The 17,828-nt window shown below is 66.6% G+C and carries 17 protein-coding genes; all 17 read left to right on the top strand.

Going from position 1 to position 17,828, the window contains the following annotated elements; translation table 11 throughout:
• The first annotated feature begins 191 nt into the window (after positions 1 to 191).
• The 17 genes from QN358_RS05405 to der all read left to right on the top strand — a co-directional run bounded on the left by QN358_RS05405 (position 192) and on the right by der (position 17,798).
• Entirely contained in the window at positions 192 to 1,292 is a 1,101-nt protein-coding gene (locus QN358_RS05405) for a hypothetical protein (RefSeq protein WP_323511803.1), read from the top strand.
• Between the two features lies 1 nt (position 1,293).
• The gene (locus QN358_RS05400) at positions 1,294 to 2,286 is read left to right on the top strand and encodes an HAD-IIA family hydrolase (protein WP_136642364.1); all 993 of its coding nucleotides are present in this window, start codon (positions 1,294 to 1,296) and stop codon (positions 2,284 to 2,286) included.
• 22 nt (positions 2,287 to 2,308) lie between these two features.
• Positions 2,309 to 2,506: a hypothetical protein gene (locus QN358_RS05395; RefSeq protein WP_136642365.1), complete on the top strand. Its 198-nt coding sequence runs from the start codon at positions 2,309 to 2,311 to the stop codon at positions 2,504 to 2,506.
• A complete protein-coding gene (locus QN358_RS05390) occupies positions 2,499 to 3,320 on the top strand; it encodes a TlyA family RNA methyltransferase (protein WP_323511802.1) in 822 nt (273 codons plus the stop codon). The genes QN358_RS05395 and QN358_RS05390 overlap by 8 nt, the downstream gene beginning before the upstream one ends.
• Positions 3,275 to 4,267 carry an NAD kinase gene (locus QN358_RS05385; RefSeq protein WP_416351957.1) on the top strand — a complete coding sequence of 331 codons (993 nt, stop codon included), beginning with the start codon at positions 3,275 to 3,277 and terminating at the stop codon, positions 4,265 to 4,267. Before QN358_RS05390 ends, QN358_RS05385 begins: the two co-directional genes overlap by 46 nt.
• A 65-nt stretch (positions 4,268 to 4,332) precedes the next feature.
• Positions 4,333 to 6,054 carry a DNA repair protein RecN gene (gene recN, locus QN358_RS05380; RefSeq protein ID WP_323511810.1) on the top strand — a complete coding sequence of 574 codons (1,722 nt, stop codon included), beginning with the start codon at positions 4,333 to 4,335 and terminating at the stop codon, positions 6,052 to 6,054.
• Between the two features lie 189 nt (positions 6,055 to 6,243).
• The gene (locus tag QN358_RS05375) at positions 6,244 to 7,764 is read left to right on the top strand and encodes an MFS transporter (protein ID WP_237280389.1); all 1,521 of its coding nucleotides are present in this window, start codon (positions 6,244 to 6,246) and stop codon (positions 7,762 to 7,764) included.
• 12 nt (positions 7,765 to 7,776) lie between these two features.
• Complete coding sequence (locus QN358_RS05370; protein WP_136642368.1) at positions 7,777 to 9,540, top strand: CTP synthase; 1,764 nt, start codon at positions 7,777 to 7,779, stop codon at positions 9,538 to 9,540.
• Between the two features lie 2 nt (positions 9,541 to 9,542).
• The gene (locus QN358_RS05365; protein WP_323511800.1) at positions 9,543 to 10,196 is read left to right on the top strand and encodes an NUDIX hydrolase; all 654 of its coding nucleotides are present in this window, start codon (positions 9,543 to 9,545) and stop codon (positions 10,194 to 10,196) included.
• Positions 10,197 to 10,205: 9 nt separating this feature from the next.
• Entirely contained in the window at positions 10,206 to 11,297 is a 1,092-nt protein-coding gene (locus QN358_RS05360; RefSeq protein ID WP_136642370.1) for a site-specific tyrosine recombinase XerD, read from the top strand.
• 53 nt (positions 11,298 to 11,350) lie between these two features.
• A complete protein-coding gene (locus QN358_RS05355; RefSeq protein ID WP_136642418.1) occupies positions 11,351 to 12,184 on the top strand; it encodes a ParA family protein in 834 nt (277 codons plus the stop codon).
• Positions 12,168 to 13,037, top strand: coding sequence for a segregation and condensation protein A (locus QN358_RS05350; protein ID WP_416351956.1), 870 nt, complete (start codon positions 12,168 to 12,170; stop codon positions 13,035 to 13,037). Before QN358_RS05355 ends, QN358_RS05350 begins: the two co-directional genes overlap by 17 nt.
• A complete protein-coding gene (gene scpB, locus QN358_RS05345; protein WP_323511799.1) occupies positions 13,027 to 13,683 on the top strand; it encodes an SMC-Scp complex subunit ScpB in 657 nt (218 codons plus the stop codon). The genes QN358_RS05350 and scpB overlap by 11 nt, the downstream gene beginning before the upstream one ends.
• Positions 13,667 to 14,512 (top strand): pseudouridine synthase, encoded by an 846-nt coding sequence (locus QN358_RS05340; RefSeq protein ID WP_136642373.1) that lies wholly within the window; start codon positions 13,667 to 13,669, stop codon positions 14,510 to 14,512. The genes scpB and QN358_RS05340 overlap by 17 nt, the downstream gene beginning before the upstream one ends.
• The gene (locus QN358_RS05335) at positions 14,487 to 15,587 is read left to right on the top strand and encodes a prephenate dehydrogenase (RefSeq protein ID WP_323511808.1); all 1,101 of its coding nucleotides are present in this window, start codon (positions 14,487 to 14,489) and stop codon (positions 15,585 to 15,587) included. The genes QN358_RS05340 and QN358_RS05335 overlap by 26 nt, the downstream gene beginning before the upstream one ends.
• The gene (cmk, locus tag QN358_RS05330) at positions 15,584 to 16,267 is read left to right on the top strand and encodes a (d)CMP kinase (protein WP_323511798.1); all 684 of its coding nucleotides are present in this window, start codon (positions 15,584 to 15,586) and stop codon (positions 16,265 to 16,267) included. The genes QN358_RS05335 and cmk overlap by 4 nt, the downstream gene beginning before the upstream one ends.
• A complete protein-coding gene (der, locus tag QN358_RS05325; protein ID WP_136642375.1) occupies positions 16,260 to 17,798 on the top strand; it encodes a ribosome biogenesis GTPase Der in 1,539 nt (512 codons plus the stop codon). The genes cmk and der overlap by 8 nt, the downstream gene beginning before the upstream one ends.
• Positions 17,799 to 17,828: the final 30 nt, after the last annotated feature.

Raw genomic sequence — 17,828 nt, 5'->3', positions numbered from 1 at the left:
AGACTCGCAGCGCCGATGGTACTGCAAGGGAGACCTTGTGGGAGAGTAGGACACCGCCGGACCCACCTTAAGAAACAAGACCAGAAGCCCACCTCACACGAGATGGGCTTCTGGTCTTTAACGCCTCGTTTCTTTCATCTAGACTCGAACCCACATCTACACAGCGCGCGTACAACAGCAGAAGGAGTGTCATGAGCGATTCACCAGACAGGGAGAAACGCCCAGGGCGCCGCGAAGACGGTGCGCGTGCAGACGGGCCACGGGGTGGCTCAGACCGGCCCCGTAGTGCAAGGCCTCCGCAGTCCGCTTCGGGCCAGGGCTATCAGGGTGCGAACAACAAGGGTGGCAGGCCCGCCAAAGACGGCGAACGTCGCCTCTGGACGAGCGACGGCAAACCCGCGCGCAGCGCCGCCCCCGGTTCTCGCGATACTCACAGCCAGCGCGGCGGTTACCGCGATGAGGGGCTGACCCCCGAAGAGTTGATGGCGCGCGAGCTGCGTGCGGTCAGGTCTCACCACGACGACCCTGATGTTCCCGAAGACGTGTCGGTGAAAGAACTCGATCGTGGGGCCTTCAACGAACTGAAGACGCTCTCGAAAGAGAACGCCGACGGCGTTGCGAAGCACCTGGTGATGGTTGCGCGGTTGATCGAGAGCGATCCAGAGCTCGCCCACAAACACGCGACGTCGGCCTCGCGGCGCGCAGGTCGTATCGCGATGGTGCGGGAGACCCTCGCGATCACTGCCTACGCCACGGGCGACTATGCCCTGGCCATCCGGGAGCTGCGCACCTATCGCCGCATCTCTGGGTCGAACGAGCAACTGGCACTCATGGTCGACAGCGAGCGTGGCCTCGGCCGACCCGACCGTGCCCTGGAGCTCGGCCGTTCGGTTGCGCGCGACACGCTGTCGCCGGCGACGCAGGTGGCAGTAGCCATCGCGATGTCGGGGGCCAGGCTCGACCTCGAGCAGCCGGAGGCGGCTCTGGCTGAGCTCAGCATTCCCCAACTCGACCCGACGCGCGCCTACACCTACAGCCCTGAGCTGTTCTGGGCGTACGCCGAAGTTCTCGACGATCTGCACCGCGACGACGAGGCGGCCACTTGGCGGGCTCATGCGGAGCGTGCCGAGCAGGCCCTCGATGCGGCTGTGGCCGTCGACGACGATGACCTGGTCGAGGTCTTTGAAGAAGACGTTTTCGAAGACGACGATGCCTTTGTCGTGACGGCAGAAGCCGACGACGAGAACCCCGAAGAAACGGTTGACGTACCTGTTCACGACGAAGAGAAATAGGGTGACAGCGCCCACTCCGCTCGATGGGGTCGATGTCGTTCTGGCCGATCTCGATGGAGTCGTCTACAAGGGCAAGGGCGCCATCGACCACGCTGTCGATGCCCTGAACCGGGCGGCAGGCGAAGGCCACGCTGTGGCGTACATCACGAACAACGCTTCTCGCACCGACGTGCAGGTGGCCGACCACCTCTCGAGCTTCGGGCTCAGCGTGTCCCCCCACGACGTGGTCACGAGCCCGCAGGCGGCAGTTCGACTTCTGGTCGATCTCGTGGCTCCGAACTCGAAGATTCTGGTCGTGGGTGGCGAGGGGCTCACCAGTGAGGTTGAGAAGGCCGGCTTCACCGTGGTGCGTGAGGCCTCTGATCAGCCGGCGGCAGTGATTCAGGGCTTCTCGCCCGATGTGGGGTGGAAGCATCTGGCCGAGGCGAGCTTTGCGTTGCATACCGGTATTCCATGGGTGGCGACGAACACCGACTGGACCATTCCGGTGGAGGGTGGCATCGCCCCCGGCAATGGCACTCTGGTCTCTGCGGTGCACACGGCTGTGGGCACGCTGCCTGTCGTGGGCGGAAAACCTGAGCGGGCGATCTTCGATGCGGCCGTTGCGCGATTCGGTGCGAAGCAGCCCATCTTCATCGGCGACAGGCTCGACACTGACATCGTGGGGGCGAACAAGGCGGGCATGCGTTCCATTCATGTGCTGACCGGCATCGACGGGCCGAAGCAGCTCATCGCGGCCGACAAAGACTCGCGCCCCACCTTCATTCTCGACGACCTCCGTGGGTTGTTCGAGCCGTATCCGGCGCTCGAACTCTCGAAAGACGGGGCCACGGCTACGGTCGGCGCCGCAGTCGTACGCATTCGCGGCAACGATGTTGAGTTGGTGAAGCCGGGGGAGTCGAGCGTGAACAGGTTGCGGGCAGCGTGCGGGTTGATCTGGGCATCCGGTCGCCCCATCTACGGCCTCACCGTGGCTCCTCAGCTCTACAGCTGACGGGCCGCGGTACCCTAGACAGGTGACTTTCGAGCCGAACGAACCAACGGGCGAGGGCTCTGCTGCCCCGACCGACTACCCGCGCGACGGTGGCCTGGTCACGCGTCTGCGGGTCATCGAAGACCAGCCGCTCGATACTCGGGCGGGGGCGTACGTGCAGGTGTACGACGAGTTGCGGGTGCGGCTCGAAGGCGGAGACGTTTCGACCAACCGTGCCTGAGCCCGAATCTGCTCGGCTCGACCAGGCGCTGGCTGCGAGCGGTCTCGCCCGGTCACGAAACCACGCGGCGCAGCTCATCGTCGACGGTTTTGTGCGGGTCGATGAGGTCGTGGTGGTGAAGCCCTCAGCGAAGGTGCGCGAGGGTCAGTCGCTGCGGGTCGAGGGCGAGGACCACTATGTGAGTCGTGGTGCCGGCAAGCTCGTTGCGGCTCTCGATGCCTTCGCGGGTGTCGTGGTGAAGGGCCGCGTCGCGCTCGATGCGGGCGCCTCGACCGGCGGGTTCAGCCAGGTGCTGCTCGAGCGGGGAGCCGCGCGGGTGCTCGCGGTCGACGTGGGGCACGGGCAGATGTCGCCGGTGGTGGCACAGGATGCCCGGGTCAGCGTCGTCGAGGGCTACAACATCAGGCACGCCACGCCCGAGTCGCTCGCGGCGGCGTCGAACGAGAGCGCGGCCCCCCAGCTCGTGGTGGCCGACCTGTCGTTCATCTCGCTGACAACGGTGCTGCCCGCGCTCGTGGCGGTGGCAGCACCCGGCGCAGATTTCGTGCTGCTGGTGAAGCCGCAGTTCGAGGTGGGCAGAACGGGCATCCGCGAAGGCGTAGTGAAGAACGCTGGGCTGAGGGCCGATGCGATTTCGACGGTCTTGTGGGCCGCGTTCGATCTCGGGTTGTCGACGGCGGGGCTCATCTCCTCCCCAATCGTGGGCAACCACGGAAATCATGAGTATCTGGTTTGGCTCAGTGCTTCGGTCGGCAGCAATCCGACAGAATGGTTAGACCGCGTTCTTTCAGTGGCAGGAGCACACACCCCGTGACGTCGACCCGATTCATTCTTGTTGTGCTGCACACGGGGCGGGGCGACTCGGTTGAGGCAGCCATGCGAGTGTGCGACCAGCTCGCCGCGTCGGGCGTGACCCCGGTGCTCTCGCCGAGCGACTTGGCCGATATCGCCGACCACCTGAGCGACCCTTCGGTGATCGCGGTGCTCGGCGAAGACGTCGAGCTGGGCGAGCTCGAACTCGTCATTGTGCTGGGCGGCGACGGAACGATTCTGCGCGCGGCCGAGGTGGTGCGGGGGTGTTCCGTTCCGCTGCTGGGCGTGAACCTCGGGCACGTGGGCTTCCTGGCAGAGAGTGAGCGTGAAGAGCTCGGTGCCTCGGTTGAGCGCGTGCTGAGCGGCGACTACACGGTCGAAGAGCGCATGACAATCGACATCGTTGTCACCGGCACCAACCATGACACGGGTGACACCGAGATTCTCTATGAAGGCTGGGCTCTGAACGAGGCGACGGTCGAGAAGGCCAGCCGGGAGCGCATGATCGAGGTCGTGATCGAGGTCGACGGCCGACCGCTGTCGACGTTCGGCTGCGATGGAGTGGTCATGGCGACGCCGACGGGCTCGACGGCGTACTCATTCAGTGCGGGTGGGCCCATTGTGTGGCCGAGCCTGGATGCGCTGTTGTTCGTTCCGCTGAGCCCGCACGCGCTGTTCTCTCGTGCGCTCGTGATCGGGCCCGACTCGGTGCTGGCCGTCGAACTGCTCGAGCGCACTCCGGGCGCCGGGGTGCTGTGGTGTGACGGTCGGCGCGGGTTCGACCTGCCCCAGGGCGCGCGGGTGGAGTCGCGGCGGTCGAGCGTTCCGGTTCGCCTGGCGCGGCTGACGCACGGCCCGTTCTCCGACCGGTTGGTGCAGAAGTTCTCGCTGCCCGTCGAGGGTTGGCGCGGCCCGGTGACCCGCGACGAGGCCGGCGGCGATCGATGAGCAAGGCCCAGGCCCAGGCACAGGCACAGTCGGCAGCCGTCGGCGCCGCCCCCACGAACCGCGGGGTGATCGACGAGATCACCATTCGAGACCTCGGGGTGATCGCCGAGGCCGTTCTGCCGCTCGGTGCGGGTTTCACGGCCGTGACCGGTGAGACCGGCGCGGGCAAGACCATGGTGGTTCAGGCGCTCGGCCTGCTGATGGGCGAACGTGCGGTGGCCGGGCAGGTGCGCATCGGCAGCACGCAGACCTGGGTGGAGGGGCGGTGGCGGGTTCCCGTCGACGGCCCCGTCGCCGAGCGTGTGCGTGACGCCGGCGGCGAGATCGACGACTTGGGTGCTTCGCCAGAGTCGATGGGCGAACTCATCCTGTCTCGGTCGGTGTCGGGCGAGGGTCGCAGCCGGGCGATTGTGGGCGGCCGGAGTGCCCCTGTGGGCGTGCTCGGGGAGCTCGGCGAACGGTTGGTTGTGGTGCACGGGCAGTCCGACCAGCTGCGCCTGCGATCATCCACCCAGCAACGACTCGCGCTCGACCGGTTCGCGGGCCCCACCTTCCACGCTGCCCTCGGCGTCTACGAAGAGACCTACGCGGGCTGGCAGCGGCTGCAGGTCGAGCTTGAAACGCTTGTATCGCAGCGGGAAGAGCGAATTCGCGAGGCAGACGCGCTCCGCGTTGCCGTCACCGAGATCGATGCCGTTCTGCCCCAGCCGGGCGAAGACGTCACCCTCGCCGAACGTGCGGCGCGCCTCACCAACCTCGAAGACCTCCGAGTGGCTGCTGCGGCCGCGCGGGAGGCCGTGTCAAGCGACGACCTCGACGGCCGACCCGACACCGTGAGCCTCATCGACTCGGCCCTTCGCCAGCTCGAGCGGGTGAGCGCACACGACTCGGCCCTCGAGCCGATCGTCGAGTCGCTGGCCAGCGCGTCGTTTCTCGTGGCCGAGATCTCGACCCAGCTGTCGAGCTACCTCGCCGAACTCGACACCGACGGTGGGGCCGAGCTCGACGACGTGCAGGAGCGGCGGGCCGAACTCTCGGTGCTCGCCCGCAAATACGGCCCCTCGCTCGACGATGTGATTGAGTATGTCGCGTCGGCCGGCCCTCGCCTGATCGAACTCGAGAACGACTCCGACCGCATCGACGAGCTCACCGACCAGGTGGCCGAACGCGCTGCCATAGTGGATGCCCTGGCCACAGACCTGAGCACAGCCCGCCTCGAGGCGGCCGGCCGTCTCTCCGGGCTGGTCTCCGACGAGCTGACAGCCCTCGCCATGAGTGGCTCGCAGCTGATCGTCGAGGTTCTGTCCGGCGACGAGCTCACCGCCTCCGGCCGTGACACCGTACATTTTCTGCTGGCTTCGCATGCCGGTACCGAGCCGCGCCCGCTCGGCCGGGGTGCTTCGGGCGGCGAGCTCTCACGCATCATGCTGGCCATCGAAGTGGTGCTCGCCGCGACCGACCCCGTGCCCACCTTCGTGTTCGACGAGGTCGACGCGGGGGTCGGCGGAGCTTCGGCCATCGAGATCGGCCGACGGCTCGCTCGGCTGGCCGAGGGTTCGCAGGTGATCGTGGTCACCCACCTCGCGCAGGTGGCCGCCTTCGCCACGAACCACCTGTCGGTGATCAAAGACAGTGACGGTGCGGTGACCGAGAGCAGTGTTCGCCAGCTCACCGGCGAAGACCGGGTGGCGGAGATGGCGCGTCTGCTGTCGGGGCTGCCCGACTCCGAGAGCGGCCTGGCCCACGCGCGCGAGCTGATCGAGTTGGCGGCGAGCCGCAGCGTGTAGGTAGCACGCAGCGTTCAGACGAGCGCGGTGAGCGGGCCATCGGCTTGGGCGTGGCAGCTTGTGTGGTCAGAAGTCCAGCAAAAAAGCGAACTCGCAATGCTCGACGTTTGCCCCTACCGTGAGAGAGCATCGCCTCCGCCAGTGTCGTCGCGATTCCAGATGCGCAATGACCTCAAGCCAGGAGATTTCGTGCCCGACAACTCAGTTCCCGAGGCGCCCGCCGCGGCCCCAGCCACGAGCAGCACCGCTGGTGCGGCACGGCGTGCGGGGGCATCCACAGCCGCCGAACAGCCCGAGCACCCTCGTCGACGCTGGGTCGTGCTCGGCATCGTGGCGCTCGCTCAACTCACGGTGGTGCTCGACGGAACCATCGTGAACATTGCTCTGCCCGATGCCCAGATCGACCTCGGCATGAGCGACGCCGACCGCAGTTGGGTGATCACGCTGTACGCGCTGGCATTTGGCGCACTGCTGCTGCTCGGTGGTCGCGTGGCCGACTACTGGGGCCGCAAACGTTCGTTCATCGTCGGCATGGCGGGGTTTGCGCTCGCATCGGGTATCGGTGGGCTCGCGAGCAGCAGCGAGATGTTGCTCGTCGCCCGCGGCGCGCAGGGTGTGTTCGCTGCGCTTCTCGCGCCGGCAGCCCTCGCGCTCTTGTCGGTGACCTTTCCGTCGGGGCCGAGCCGCGGCAAGGCGTTTGCCGTGTACGGCACCATCGCGGGTGGGGGAGCGGCCATCGGGCTCGTGCTCGGCGGCGTACTCACCGACTACCTCAGCTGGCACTGGTGCCTGCTGGTGAACGTTCCGATCGCCATTGTGGCGGTGGCGTTCGCCATTCCGATTCTCAAAGAAAGCAAGGCCGAGGGCGACACGCGCTACGACATCCCTGGTGCGCTTCTCGTGACGCTCGGCCTGGCATCGGTGGTCTACGGGTTCTCGCGGGCCAGCAACGGCTGGGGAAACCTCGACACCATCGGGTTTCTCGTGCTGGGCGTGGCGCTGCTCGTCGCGTTCGTCGTTGTCGAGTCTCGCGTGGCGAACCCCCTGCTGCCGCTTCGCGTAGTGGCGAACCGGGTGCGCGGCGGGGCGTACCTCACGTCGATCCTGGTGGGCGCGGCGCTGCTCGGCGGCCTGCTCTACCTGACGCTCTACTTTCAGATCGTGCTCAAGTTCTCACCGCTGCACTCGGGTATCGCCTCACTGCCCATGACGGCGTCGATCATTGTGACGGCCACGCTGATCTCGCGTGTTCTCACGCGGGTCGGGCCGCGCATCCTGATGACCGCTGGCCCCGTCGTGGCCGCGGGTGGGTTGTTCTGGCTCAGCCACATCACCGTTCAGGGCAACTACCTCACCGAGGTTCTGCCCGGCCAGATTCTGCTCGGTGTAGGGCTCGCGCTGGTGTTCGTGCCGCTGCAGAACGTGGCGCTCTCGGGCATTGAAGAACGCGACTCGGGCGTTGCCAGCGCCGCCGTGACGGCCACGCAGCAGATCGGCGGCTCGATTGGCACGGCGGTGTTCACGGCGCTCTACACTGCTGCGGCGGCCGCATATCTGTCGGTCAACCAGAGCAAGAACCCGCTGCCCAGTTTTGTCGATGGCTACTCGACTGTCTTCATCGCCGCGGCCATCACCGTGCTCGCTGCGGCACCGATTGCATACCTGCTCGTCAACATCAAGCGTGACGCATTCGCCGCGTCGCAGAGGTAGGGGCAGCCGTGCATGCTGTTAGTGTGGAACTCCGTGGATGATGATCAAAACGGCCCCCTGTTGACAGCGAACGATTCGACCGAGATTTCGGCTCCGAAGAACGGTTCGGCTCCGAAGAACAACTCGACGACGAAGCACATCTTCGTCACAGGCGGTGTCGTCTCGAGCCTCGGCAAGGGTCTCACCGCCGCAAGCCTCGGCAATCTGCTCACCGCGCGCGGTCTGCACGTCGTGATGCAGAAGCTCGACCCGTACCTGAACGTCGACCCGGGCACCATGAACCCGTTTCAGCACGGTGAGGTCTTCGTTACCGACGATGGCGCCGAGACCGACCTCGACATCGGTCACTACGAGCGTTTTCTCGACATCAATCTGAACCAGGCCGCGAACGTGACGACCGGCCAGATCTACTCGACCGTGATCGCGAAAGAGCGTCGCGGCGAGTATCTTGGCGACACCGTGCAGGTCATCCCGCACATCACCGACGAGATCAAGCGCCGTATGCGTCTGCAGGCCCAGGGCGAGAACGCGCCCGACGTGATCATCACGGAGATCGGCGGCACGGTAGGCGACATCGAGTCGCAGCCTTTTCTCGAATCGGCCCGCCAGGTTCGCCACGAGCTCGGCCGCCGCAACGTGTTCTTCGTGCACGTGTCGCTGGTGCCGTACATGAATGCCTCGGGTGAGCAGAAGACCAAACCCACGCAGCACTCGGTAGCTGCCCTGCGGTCGATCGGTATTCAACCCGACGCCCTGGTGCTGCGAAGCGACCGGCCCGTCTCCGACCCGAACAAGCGCAAGATCGCGCTGATGTGCGACGTCGACGAAGACGCCGTGGTGAACGCCATCGACGTTCCGTCGATCTATGACATCCCCACCATGTTGCACAACCAGGGCCTCGACGCCTACATCATCGATCACTTCGGGCTCGAGGTGAGCGACGTCGACTGGTCGGGCTGGGCCCCGCTTCTCGAAGCGGTCCATGAGCCGAAGCACGAGGTCACCATTGGTCTGGTCGGCAAGTACATCGACCTGCCCGACGCGTACCTCTCGGTCACCGAGGCGCTGAAGGCCGGCGGGTTCGCCCACCGCACCAAGGTCAACCTGAAGTGGATCGCCTCTGACGACTGCGAGACCCCCGAGAAGGCCGCCAAAGAGCTGGCCGATGTCGACGGCATCTGTGTTCCCGGCGGTTTCGGGGTTCGCGGTATCGAGGGAAAGCTCGGCGCACTGCTGTTCGCTCGCGAGAACGCGATTCCCACACTCGGCCTCTGCCTCGGCCTGCAGTGCATGGTCATCGAGTACGCCCGCAACGTGGTGGGGCTCACCGAGGCCTCCTCGAGCGAGTTCAACCCCGAGACGCCCTTCCCGGTGATCGCGACGATGGCCGAGCAGGTCGACATCATCGCCGGCGGCGACCTGGGTGGCACCATGCGCCTCGGCCTCTACGAAGCCAAGCTCGCCTCCGGTTCGCTGGTCGAGAGCCTCTACGGGGCACCCGCCGTCGAAGAGCGTCACCGCCACCGCTACGAGGTGAACAACAACTACCGCGGCAAGATCGCCGAGGCAGGCCTCTGGTTCTCTGGCACGTCTCCGGATGATCACCTCGTCGAATTCGTCGAACTGCCTCGTGACGTGCACCCGTACTACGTCGGAACGCAGGCGCACCCCGAACTCAGGTCGCGCCCGAACCGTGCCCACCCGTTGTTCGATGGACTGATCTCTGCCGCCCTCGAGCGCCAGGAAGCCAGCCGCCTGTTCCCGACGGACGCCTGAGCGTGACAACTGAAGCGGGTTCCTCTGCCCCGCTCGTCGACGACGAGATCGAGCCCACCATCACCCAGAGCAACGTGGTGTTCGACGGCAAGATCTGGGATGTCCGACGCGAGACCTTCACCTACAACGGTGCCGAGGTGGTGCGCGAGTTCGTCGCCCACACCGGCGCCGTGGCTGTTCTCGCCATCGATGACGACGACAACGTTCTGCTGATCAAGCAGTACCGCCACCCCATTCGCAAGCGCGAGTGGGAGATTCCGGCGGGGCTGCTCGACGGCGACGGCGAAGACTACCTCGTCGCGGCGCAGCGCGAACTGGCCGAAGAGGTCGACCTCGAAGCGGCCGAGTGGAGCGTGCTCACCGACTACGCCACTACTCCGGGCGGCAACAATGAGATCATCCGCATCTACGTCGCCCGCGGGCTCACGGCCACCACGACGGCTTTCGACCGCGAAGACGAAGAGGCCGACATGGAGCTGCGCTGGGTGGCGCTCGACGACATCGTCGACGGCGTGCTCGCCCGCGAGCTTCAGAACCCGTCGCTTGTCATCGCGTCGCTCGCCGCGCAGGCTTCTCGCGCCCGCGGCTGGTCGACGCTGGCGCCGAGTGACGCGCCGTGGCCCGAGTACGCTCGTCTGCACCCCGAGAACGACTAACTTGGCAGCATGCACACGCTCATCGACGGGTACCTCAGGCACCTGACGATCGAGCGGGGGCTCTCGGTGAACACGCTTGCCGCGTACCGGCGCGACCTCGGGCGGTATGAGGCGTGGCTGGCGGCGGCGGGGGTCGACGACTTCGCGGCGGTGGGCGAAGACCAGATCGGCGCGTTCACGAGGCAGCTGCGCACGGTAGAGGTGCCGGGGGCGCGGGCTGTGCCGGGGGTTCCGGATGCCCGTGACCCTGTCGGTGCGTCAGACACCGTCGCGGCGCCGACAGCACCCACAGCGCCGCTCGCGCCCTCGTCGGTGGCGCGCATCGTCTCGTCGGTGCGGGGGCTGCACAAGTTTCTGGCCGAAGAGGGCACCGTGCCGAGCAACGTGGCGCGCCAGGTGAAACCGCCGAAGCTCGGCAGCCGCCTGCCTAAGGCCATCACCATCGCGCAGATGACGACGCTTCTCGAGGCGACCGGGGGAGACGACCCCCAGTCGCTTCGTGATCGGGCGCTGCTCGAGCTGCTCTACGCCACCGGCGCGCGGGTCTCGGAGGCGGTGGCGCTCAATGTCGACGATGTGCCGGCCGACTCCGACTTCGTGCGGGTGGTGGGCAAGGGCAGCAAGCAGAGGGTGGTTCCGGTGGGCAGCTTCGCCCGGGCAGCGCTCGACGCGTACCTCGTGCGGGTGCGGCCGCTCTACTCGGTGCGCGGCAGGGCGACCCCGGCGCTGTTCCTCGGGCTGCGGGGCGACCGGTTGAGCAGGCAGGGGGCCTGGCTGATCATCCAGAGCGCGGCGAAACGGGCGGGACTCGAGGCGCACATCTCACCGCACACTTTTCGGCACTCGTTCGCAACGCACCTCATCACGGGCGGTGCCGACGTTCGGGTGGTGCAAGACCTGCTCGGGCACGCGTCGGTGACCACCACGCAGATCTACACGCAGGTCACCGCCGACACGCTGCGCGACATGTACCAGACCGCTCATCCGCGCGCTCGGAGGCAGACCACGCCTGCAGGGTTCCCGGGCGAAGCGCCTGCAGCCGGTAGAGTTGAGGCACCCGCCCTGGGAGAGGTCGGGGTGAGTGAGGAGCAGCGCCTGTGACGGCAAAGAAGAATGACCTTGCTGCTGAACTGCCGGGTCTTGAAGCGCCTGAGATGGGGCCGACGGGCCGACCGAAGAGACAGTTTCCGGCACCCGCACCGCTGAAGAGCCACGGGCCTGCGCGCATCATCTCGCTCTGCAACCAGAAGGGCGGCGTGGGCAAGACGACCACGACCGTGAACCTCGGCGCAACGCTCGCCGAAGACGGCCGCCGGGTGCTCGCCATCGACTTCGATCCGCAGGGTGCCCTGTCGGCCGGGCTCGGTGTGACCACGCATGACGGCGTCACGATCTACGACCTGCTGCTCGGCACGGCGAAAGACCCGCACGACGCCATCAGGTCGACGAGCGTGCCGAACTTCGACATCATTCCGGCGAACATCGACCTGTCGGCCGCCGAGGTGCACCTCATCAACGAGGTCGCCCGCGAGACGATTCTGGCGCGGGTGCTCCGCAAGGTGAGCGACGAGTACGACGTGATCCTCATCGACTGCCAGCCGTCGCTCGGCCTGCTCACTGTGAACGCACTGACCGCGAGCCATGGGGTGCTGATTCCTCTCGAGTGCGAGTTCTTCGCCCTTCGCGGTGTGGCGCTGCTGGTCGAGACCATCGACAAGGTTCGCGACCGTCTCAACCCGGCCATCAAGCTCGATGGCATTCTGGCCACCATGTACGACCCGCGCACGCTGCACTCGCGCGAGGTCATGCAGCGCGTGGTCGAGCAGTTCGGTACCGATGTGCTCGAGACGGTCATCGGCCGCACCATCAAGTTTCCTGACGCGAGCGTGTCTGGCACGCCCATCACGCAGTTCGCACCTGATCACGCGGCGGCGAATGCGTACCGCCAGCTGGCGCGAGAACTGGTTTTTCGTGGCGCGGTCGCCTAAGACGGCCGTTCAGAGCAGTTCGCGGGCGGCGCTCGCGACGGGCAGTGCTGACGGCGAGACGGTTTCTGCGGCGCCCGGTTTCTCGCTGAGTCTGTCGAACTTCGAGGGCCCGTTCGACCTGCTGCTCTCGCTCATCTCGAAACACGAGGTCGACATCACCGACATCGCGCTGAGCGCGGTGACCGATGAGTTTCTCAGCTACCTCAGAAACCTCGACTCTGAAGAAGAGCTCGAACGGGCATCCGAGTTCCTGGTGGTGGCGGCGACGCTGCTCGACCTGAAGATTGTCGGGTTGCTGCCGCAGGGTGAACTGGTCGATGCCGAAGATGTGGCCCTTCTCGAGGCGCGCGACCTGCTGTTCGCCCGGCTTCTGCAGTATCGGGCGTTCAAACAGGTTTCGGCTTGGTTCGCCACGCACTTCGACGCCGAGAACGGCCGGCACGCCCGTGCCGTGCGGCTCGAAGAGAAGTTTCGGCAGCAGACTCCCGAGCTGGTGTGGACCCTCAGCCCCGACGACTTCGCCGCACTGGCGATGCTTGCACTGACCCCGCGCGAAGTGCCGATGGTGGGGCTCGAGCACCTGCACGCACCGCTGGTGAGCATCCGGGAGCAGGCCGCGCACGTGGTGAGCGCGCTGCGGTCGGGTGAGCCCCTGAGTTTTCGCGAGTTGATCGCCGGCATTCTTGAGAAGGGCATCGTGGTGGCGCGTTTTCTCGCGGTGCTCGAGCTGTACCGCCACGCCGCCATCTCGTTCGAGCAGATCGAGCCGCTCGGCGACCTCACCATTCGCTGGACCGCCGACACGTGGTCTGAAGAGAACCTCTCGAACCTGGGGGCCGACTATGACAACTGAGCTGACCTCCCAGGCCGAATTCGCGCCCGAGCTGGCCGCCCAAGCCGAGTTCACACCCGAGCTCATCGAGCTGACGGCACCGGATGCCCCACAACTCGACCTCGAACGGGCGCTCGAAGCGATCTTCATGGTCGCCGACGCTCCGCAGAGCCTCGTCGCCCTGGCCACCACCCTCGGCAGCCCCGTGGCCGCCGTACGGCAGAGCATCGAGCGGCTCGTCGACGACTACGACGGCGCCGACGGCACCACCCGCCGCGGCTTCGAGCTACGCGAGGTGGCGGGTGGTTGGCGCCTCTACGTACGCAGCACCTACGACGCGGTAGTGCGCGACTTCGTGCTCACCGAGAACCCCTCGAAGCTGTCTCAGGCTGCCCTCGAGACGCTCTCGGTGATCGCCTACAAGCAGCCCATCACGCGCAGCGCCATCGCTTCGATTCGCGCGGTCAACGTCGACTCTGTGGTGCGCACTCTGCTCGGCCGCAGCCTCATCACCGAGGTCTCGACCGACGGTGAAACCGGCGCGATTTACTATGGAACGACCGATTTGTTGCTCACGCAGCTGGGGCTGAACAGCCTCGACGAGCTGCCTAAGATCTCACCACTCCTAGCCGATGGTGCGGAGGGTTTTGATGACCAGTTCCACTGATTTCGACAGCGCCGATGGTGCCGGCGGAGGCACGCTCCCCGAGGGTGTGCGCCTGCAGAAGGTACTCGCCGCGGCGGGTGTCGCTTCGCGGCGCGTGAGCGAAGAGCTCATCACCGCCGGCCGCGTGCGCGTGAACGGCGAGATCGTGCGAGAGCTCGGCCGCCGCATCGACCCCGAGACCGACAAGGTCGCGGTCGACAACACCGCGGTTCAGCTCGACACCACGAAGCGCTACGTGATGCTCAACAAGCCGGTGGGCATCGTCAGCTCGCTCGCCGACCAGCACGGCCGCCCTGACCTTTCGCGCTACACCTCGCTCTACGAAGAGCGCCTGTTCAACGTTGGCCGGCTCGACGCCGAGACCTCGGGTCTTCTCATTCTCACGAACGACGGCGAGCTCGCGCACGTGCTCGCGCACCCCTCGTTCGGCGTCATGAAGACCTACATCGCGCAAGTCGAAGACCGGGTCTCGCCGCAGACCATCTCGAAGCTCACCAAGGGCATCGAACTCGACGACGGCCCCATCGTCGCTGACAAAGCGCGACTGCTCGACAGCTCTGACCGCAGCAGCCTCGTCGAGGTGACGCTGCACTCCGGTCGCAACCGCATCGTGCGCCGGATGCTCGAAGAAGTCGGTCACCCCGTCATCGAGCTCGTTCGGCGGCAGTTCGGCCCGCTGCACCTCGGTTCGCTGAAGGCGGGCGACGTGCGCGACCTCACCCGCGACGAGCTCGGAGCCCTGCTGACCCTGTCGCGCGCGGCGAAGGCGCCCGACACGGGCGACGCCCGCTCAGCCGGTGGCAATTCGACCGGCGACGCCCGTGGTTGAGAGCCGGCTCACCGGCTCGGTTCGCGTGGTCGGGGTAGGGCTGCTCGGCACGAGCATCGGGTTGGGGCTCCGCGAACGCGGGGTCGACGTGATCCTCGCCGACGCGTCGCCGACTCACCTTCGTATCGCGATCGACTACGGCGCCGGGCGCCAGGCCGCGGCCGGGGACGAACCGCAGCTGATCGTGGTGTGTGTTCCGCCCGACGTCACCGCGCGTGTGGTGGCGGCCGAGCTCGAAGCGTATCCGCACGCGACGGTGACCGATGTGGCGAGCGTCAAGTTGGCGCCGCTCAGGGAACTGCGGGCATCCGGAGCCGACGTGTCGCGCTACGTGGGCACCCACCCCATGGCGGGCGCCGAACGCGGCGGGCCGCTGTCTGGCCGCGCCGACCTCTTTCTCGGCCGGCCGTGGGTGGTGGCCGCCCACGACGGCATCTCGTACCAACGCGGCAGCGCCATCGACGACCTCATTCTCGACCTCGGGGCGACCCTGGTTGAGATGACGCCCGAAGAGCACGACCGCAGCGTGGCGCTCATGTCGCACGTGCCGCAGGTGGTGTCGTCGCTGATGGCGCGGCGCCTGATCGATGCTCCGCACGCCGCGGTGAATCTGGCCGGGCAGGGCATTCGCGACGTGACCCGCATCGCCGCGAGCGACCCCGAACTGTGGGTGCAGATACTGGGGGCGAACGCGGCGGCCGTCGCGGGCATCCTGAACCTGTACCGAGACGATCTCACGCGCCTCATCGAGACGCTAGAGGCGCCCGAAGCTGTGGGTGCCAGCCGGCGCCTGGCCGAAGAACTCGCCGGTGGCAACGCGGGTGTGGCACGCATCCCGGGCAAGCACGGCCTCGACCGCCGCTACGCTCAGCTCGTGGTGATGGTCGACGACACGCCCGGCGAGCTCGCACGGCTGCTCGGCGAAATCGGAGAAGCAGACGTGAACCTCGAAGACCTGCGACTCGAACATTCGCCCGGCGCGCAGATCGGTTTCGCGAGCATTGCCGTGGTGCCCGAACGTCTTGCGCACCTCATCGAGTGGCTTTCGGCGCGCGGCTGGCGGATCGCCGGATGACCGGGGTCACCGTTGTGGCCGTCGATGGCCCCGCCGGCAGCGGCAAATCGAGCGTCAGCAAGCAGTCAGCACGCGAACTCGGTTTCGGGTACCTCGACACCGGAGCCGCCTACCGCGCTCTGGCGTGGATGCTGCTCGACCGCGGGCTCGACGCCGCCAACCCCGAGGTGGTGATCGCTTCGCTCGCCGACTTCGGGTTCTCGATCGGCACCGACCCCGACAATTACTTCGTGAAAGTCGACTCGGATGAGATCACGGAGGCCATTCGTGAGCCCTGGGTGACGAGCGAGGTTCGACTCGTCGCGCGGGTTCCCGAAGTGCGCGCGCACCTCAGCAACCTCTTTCGTTCGATCATTCTGGGCATCGACAAACCGGGCATCGTGGTGGAGGGTCGCGACATTACGACGGTCGTTGCGCCGGATGCTACCGCACGAATCCTGCTGACAGCGTCAGAAGAGGCTAGAATGGGCAGGCGTTCACTAGAACTCGTCGATCAGTCGGCCGCCGTCGTCGGCGAACAGCTGCGATCACGAGACCGCGCTGACTCCCGGGTCGTCGACTTCATGAATGCCGCAGACGGTGTAACCACCGTCGATTCAACCGAACTCGACTTCGACCAGACCGTTTCAGCGGTGGTCAGAGTTGTCAGACTTGCAGTATTGAGGGCCACCCATGGTTAACATTCACAGCGCCGACCGCGACACCGACGGCGAGTACGAAGAGTACCCGGCGGTGTCGGGCCAGCTCGTCGAGCGTCTCTCCGACCTCGACGAAGACCTCTCGGCCCGTCGCGCCGAAGCGCTCCGCACCGGGCTCGCCGACTACGACCTCGGCGAAGACGACCTCGCGATTCTCGAGGCCGCCACCGACGACCCCGACGCCATCACGTACCTGCCGGCCCTGCCGGTGCTGGCCATCGTGGGCCGCCCGAACGTGGGCAAGTCGGCGCTCGTCAACCGCATCATCGGCCGTCGTGAGGCCGTTGTCGAAGACACCCCCGGTGTCACCCGCGACCGAGTGAACTACAAGGCAGAATGGGCCGGCCGCCACTTCACCATCGTCGACACCGGCGGCTGGGAGCCCGATGCCCGCGGCATCGACGCCTCCGTCGCCGCGCAGGCCGAGATCGCCATCGAGCTCGCTGATGCCGTTCTCTTCGTCGTCGACGCCAACGTGGGCCCCACCGCCACCGACGAGCACGTCGTGCGGATGCTCCGCAAAACCAAGCGACCGGTGTTCGTGGCCGCCAACAAGATCGACGATGTGCGTCAGGAGCCGAACGCGGCCTCGCTGTGGTCGCTCGGCCTCGGCAACCCGTACCCCGTCTCGGCCCTGCACGGCCGCGGCGTCGCCGACATGCTCGACCAGATCATGAAGGTGCTGCCCGAGATCTCGGCCGTCGCCAAGCAGGAGGTCGGCGGCCCCCGCCGCGTTGCCATCCTGGGGCGCCCGAACACCGGCAAGTCGTCGCTGCTGAACCGCGCTGCGGGCGAAGAGCGCGTCGTTGTCAACGAACTCGCCGGAACCACTCGCGACCCGGTCGATGAGCAGGTCGAGATCGGCGGCAAGATCTGGCGCTTCGTCGACACCGCGGGCATCCGGCGCCGTGTGCACCTGCAGCAGGGTGCCGACTTCTATGCGTCGCTTCGCACCTCGGCCGCGCTCGAGAAGGCCGAAGTCGCTGTGGTCATGATCGATGTGTCGCAGCCGGTGAGCGAGCAAGACGTTCGCATCATCGACCTCGTGCTCGAATCGGGCCGTGCGCTGGTGTTGGCCTTCAACAAGTGGGATCTGCTCGACGACGAACGCCGTCGCTACCTCGAGCGCGAGATCGAGCAAGACCTCGCGCACGTGTCGTGGGCGCCGCGCGTCAACATCTCAGCGAAGACCGGGCGTCACATGGAGAAGCTGGTTCCGGCCCTCGAGCTGGCGCTTGCGTCATGGGACACCCGGGTGCCCACCGGCAAGTTCAACGCGTTTCTCGCCGAACTCACGGCCGAGCATCCCCACCCCGTTCGTGGTGGCAAGCAGCCGCGCATTCTGTTCGGTACGCAGGCCTCGAGCCGCCCGCCGACATTCGTGCTGTTCACCACCGGCTTTCTCGACCCGGGCTACCGCCGTTACATCGCGCGTCGCCTTCGCGAGATCTGGGGCTTCGAAGGGTCGCCGGTCAACGTCAACATGCGGGTGCGCGAGAAGCGCAAGCGCTAGGTCTGGCTCGGTTGACGGGCGCGTTCAGAG

It is taken from the genome of Subtercola sp. RTI3 (assembly GCF_035018625.1).
Taxonomy (GTDB): domain Bacteria; phylum Actinomycetota; class Actinomycetes; order Actinomycetales; family Microbacteriaceae; genus Subtercola; species Subtercola vilae.
This window is presented reverse-complemented; position numbering and strand designations above follow the sequence as displayed.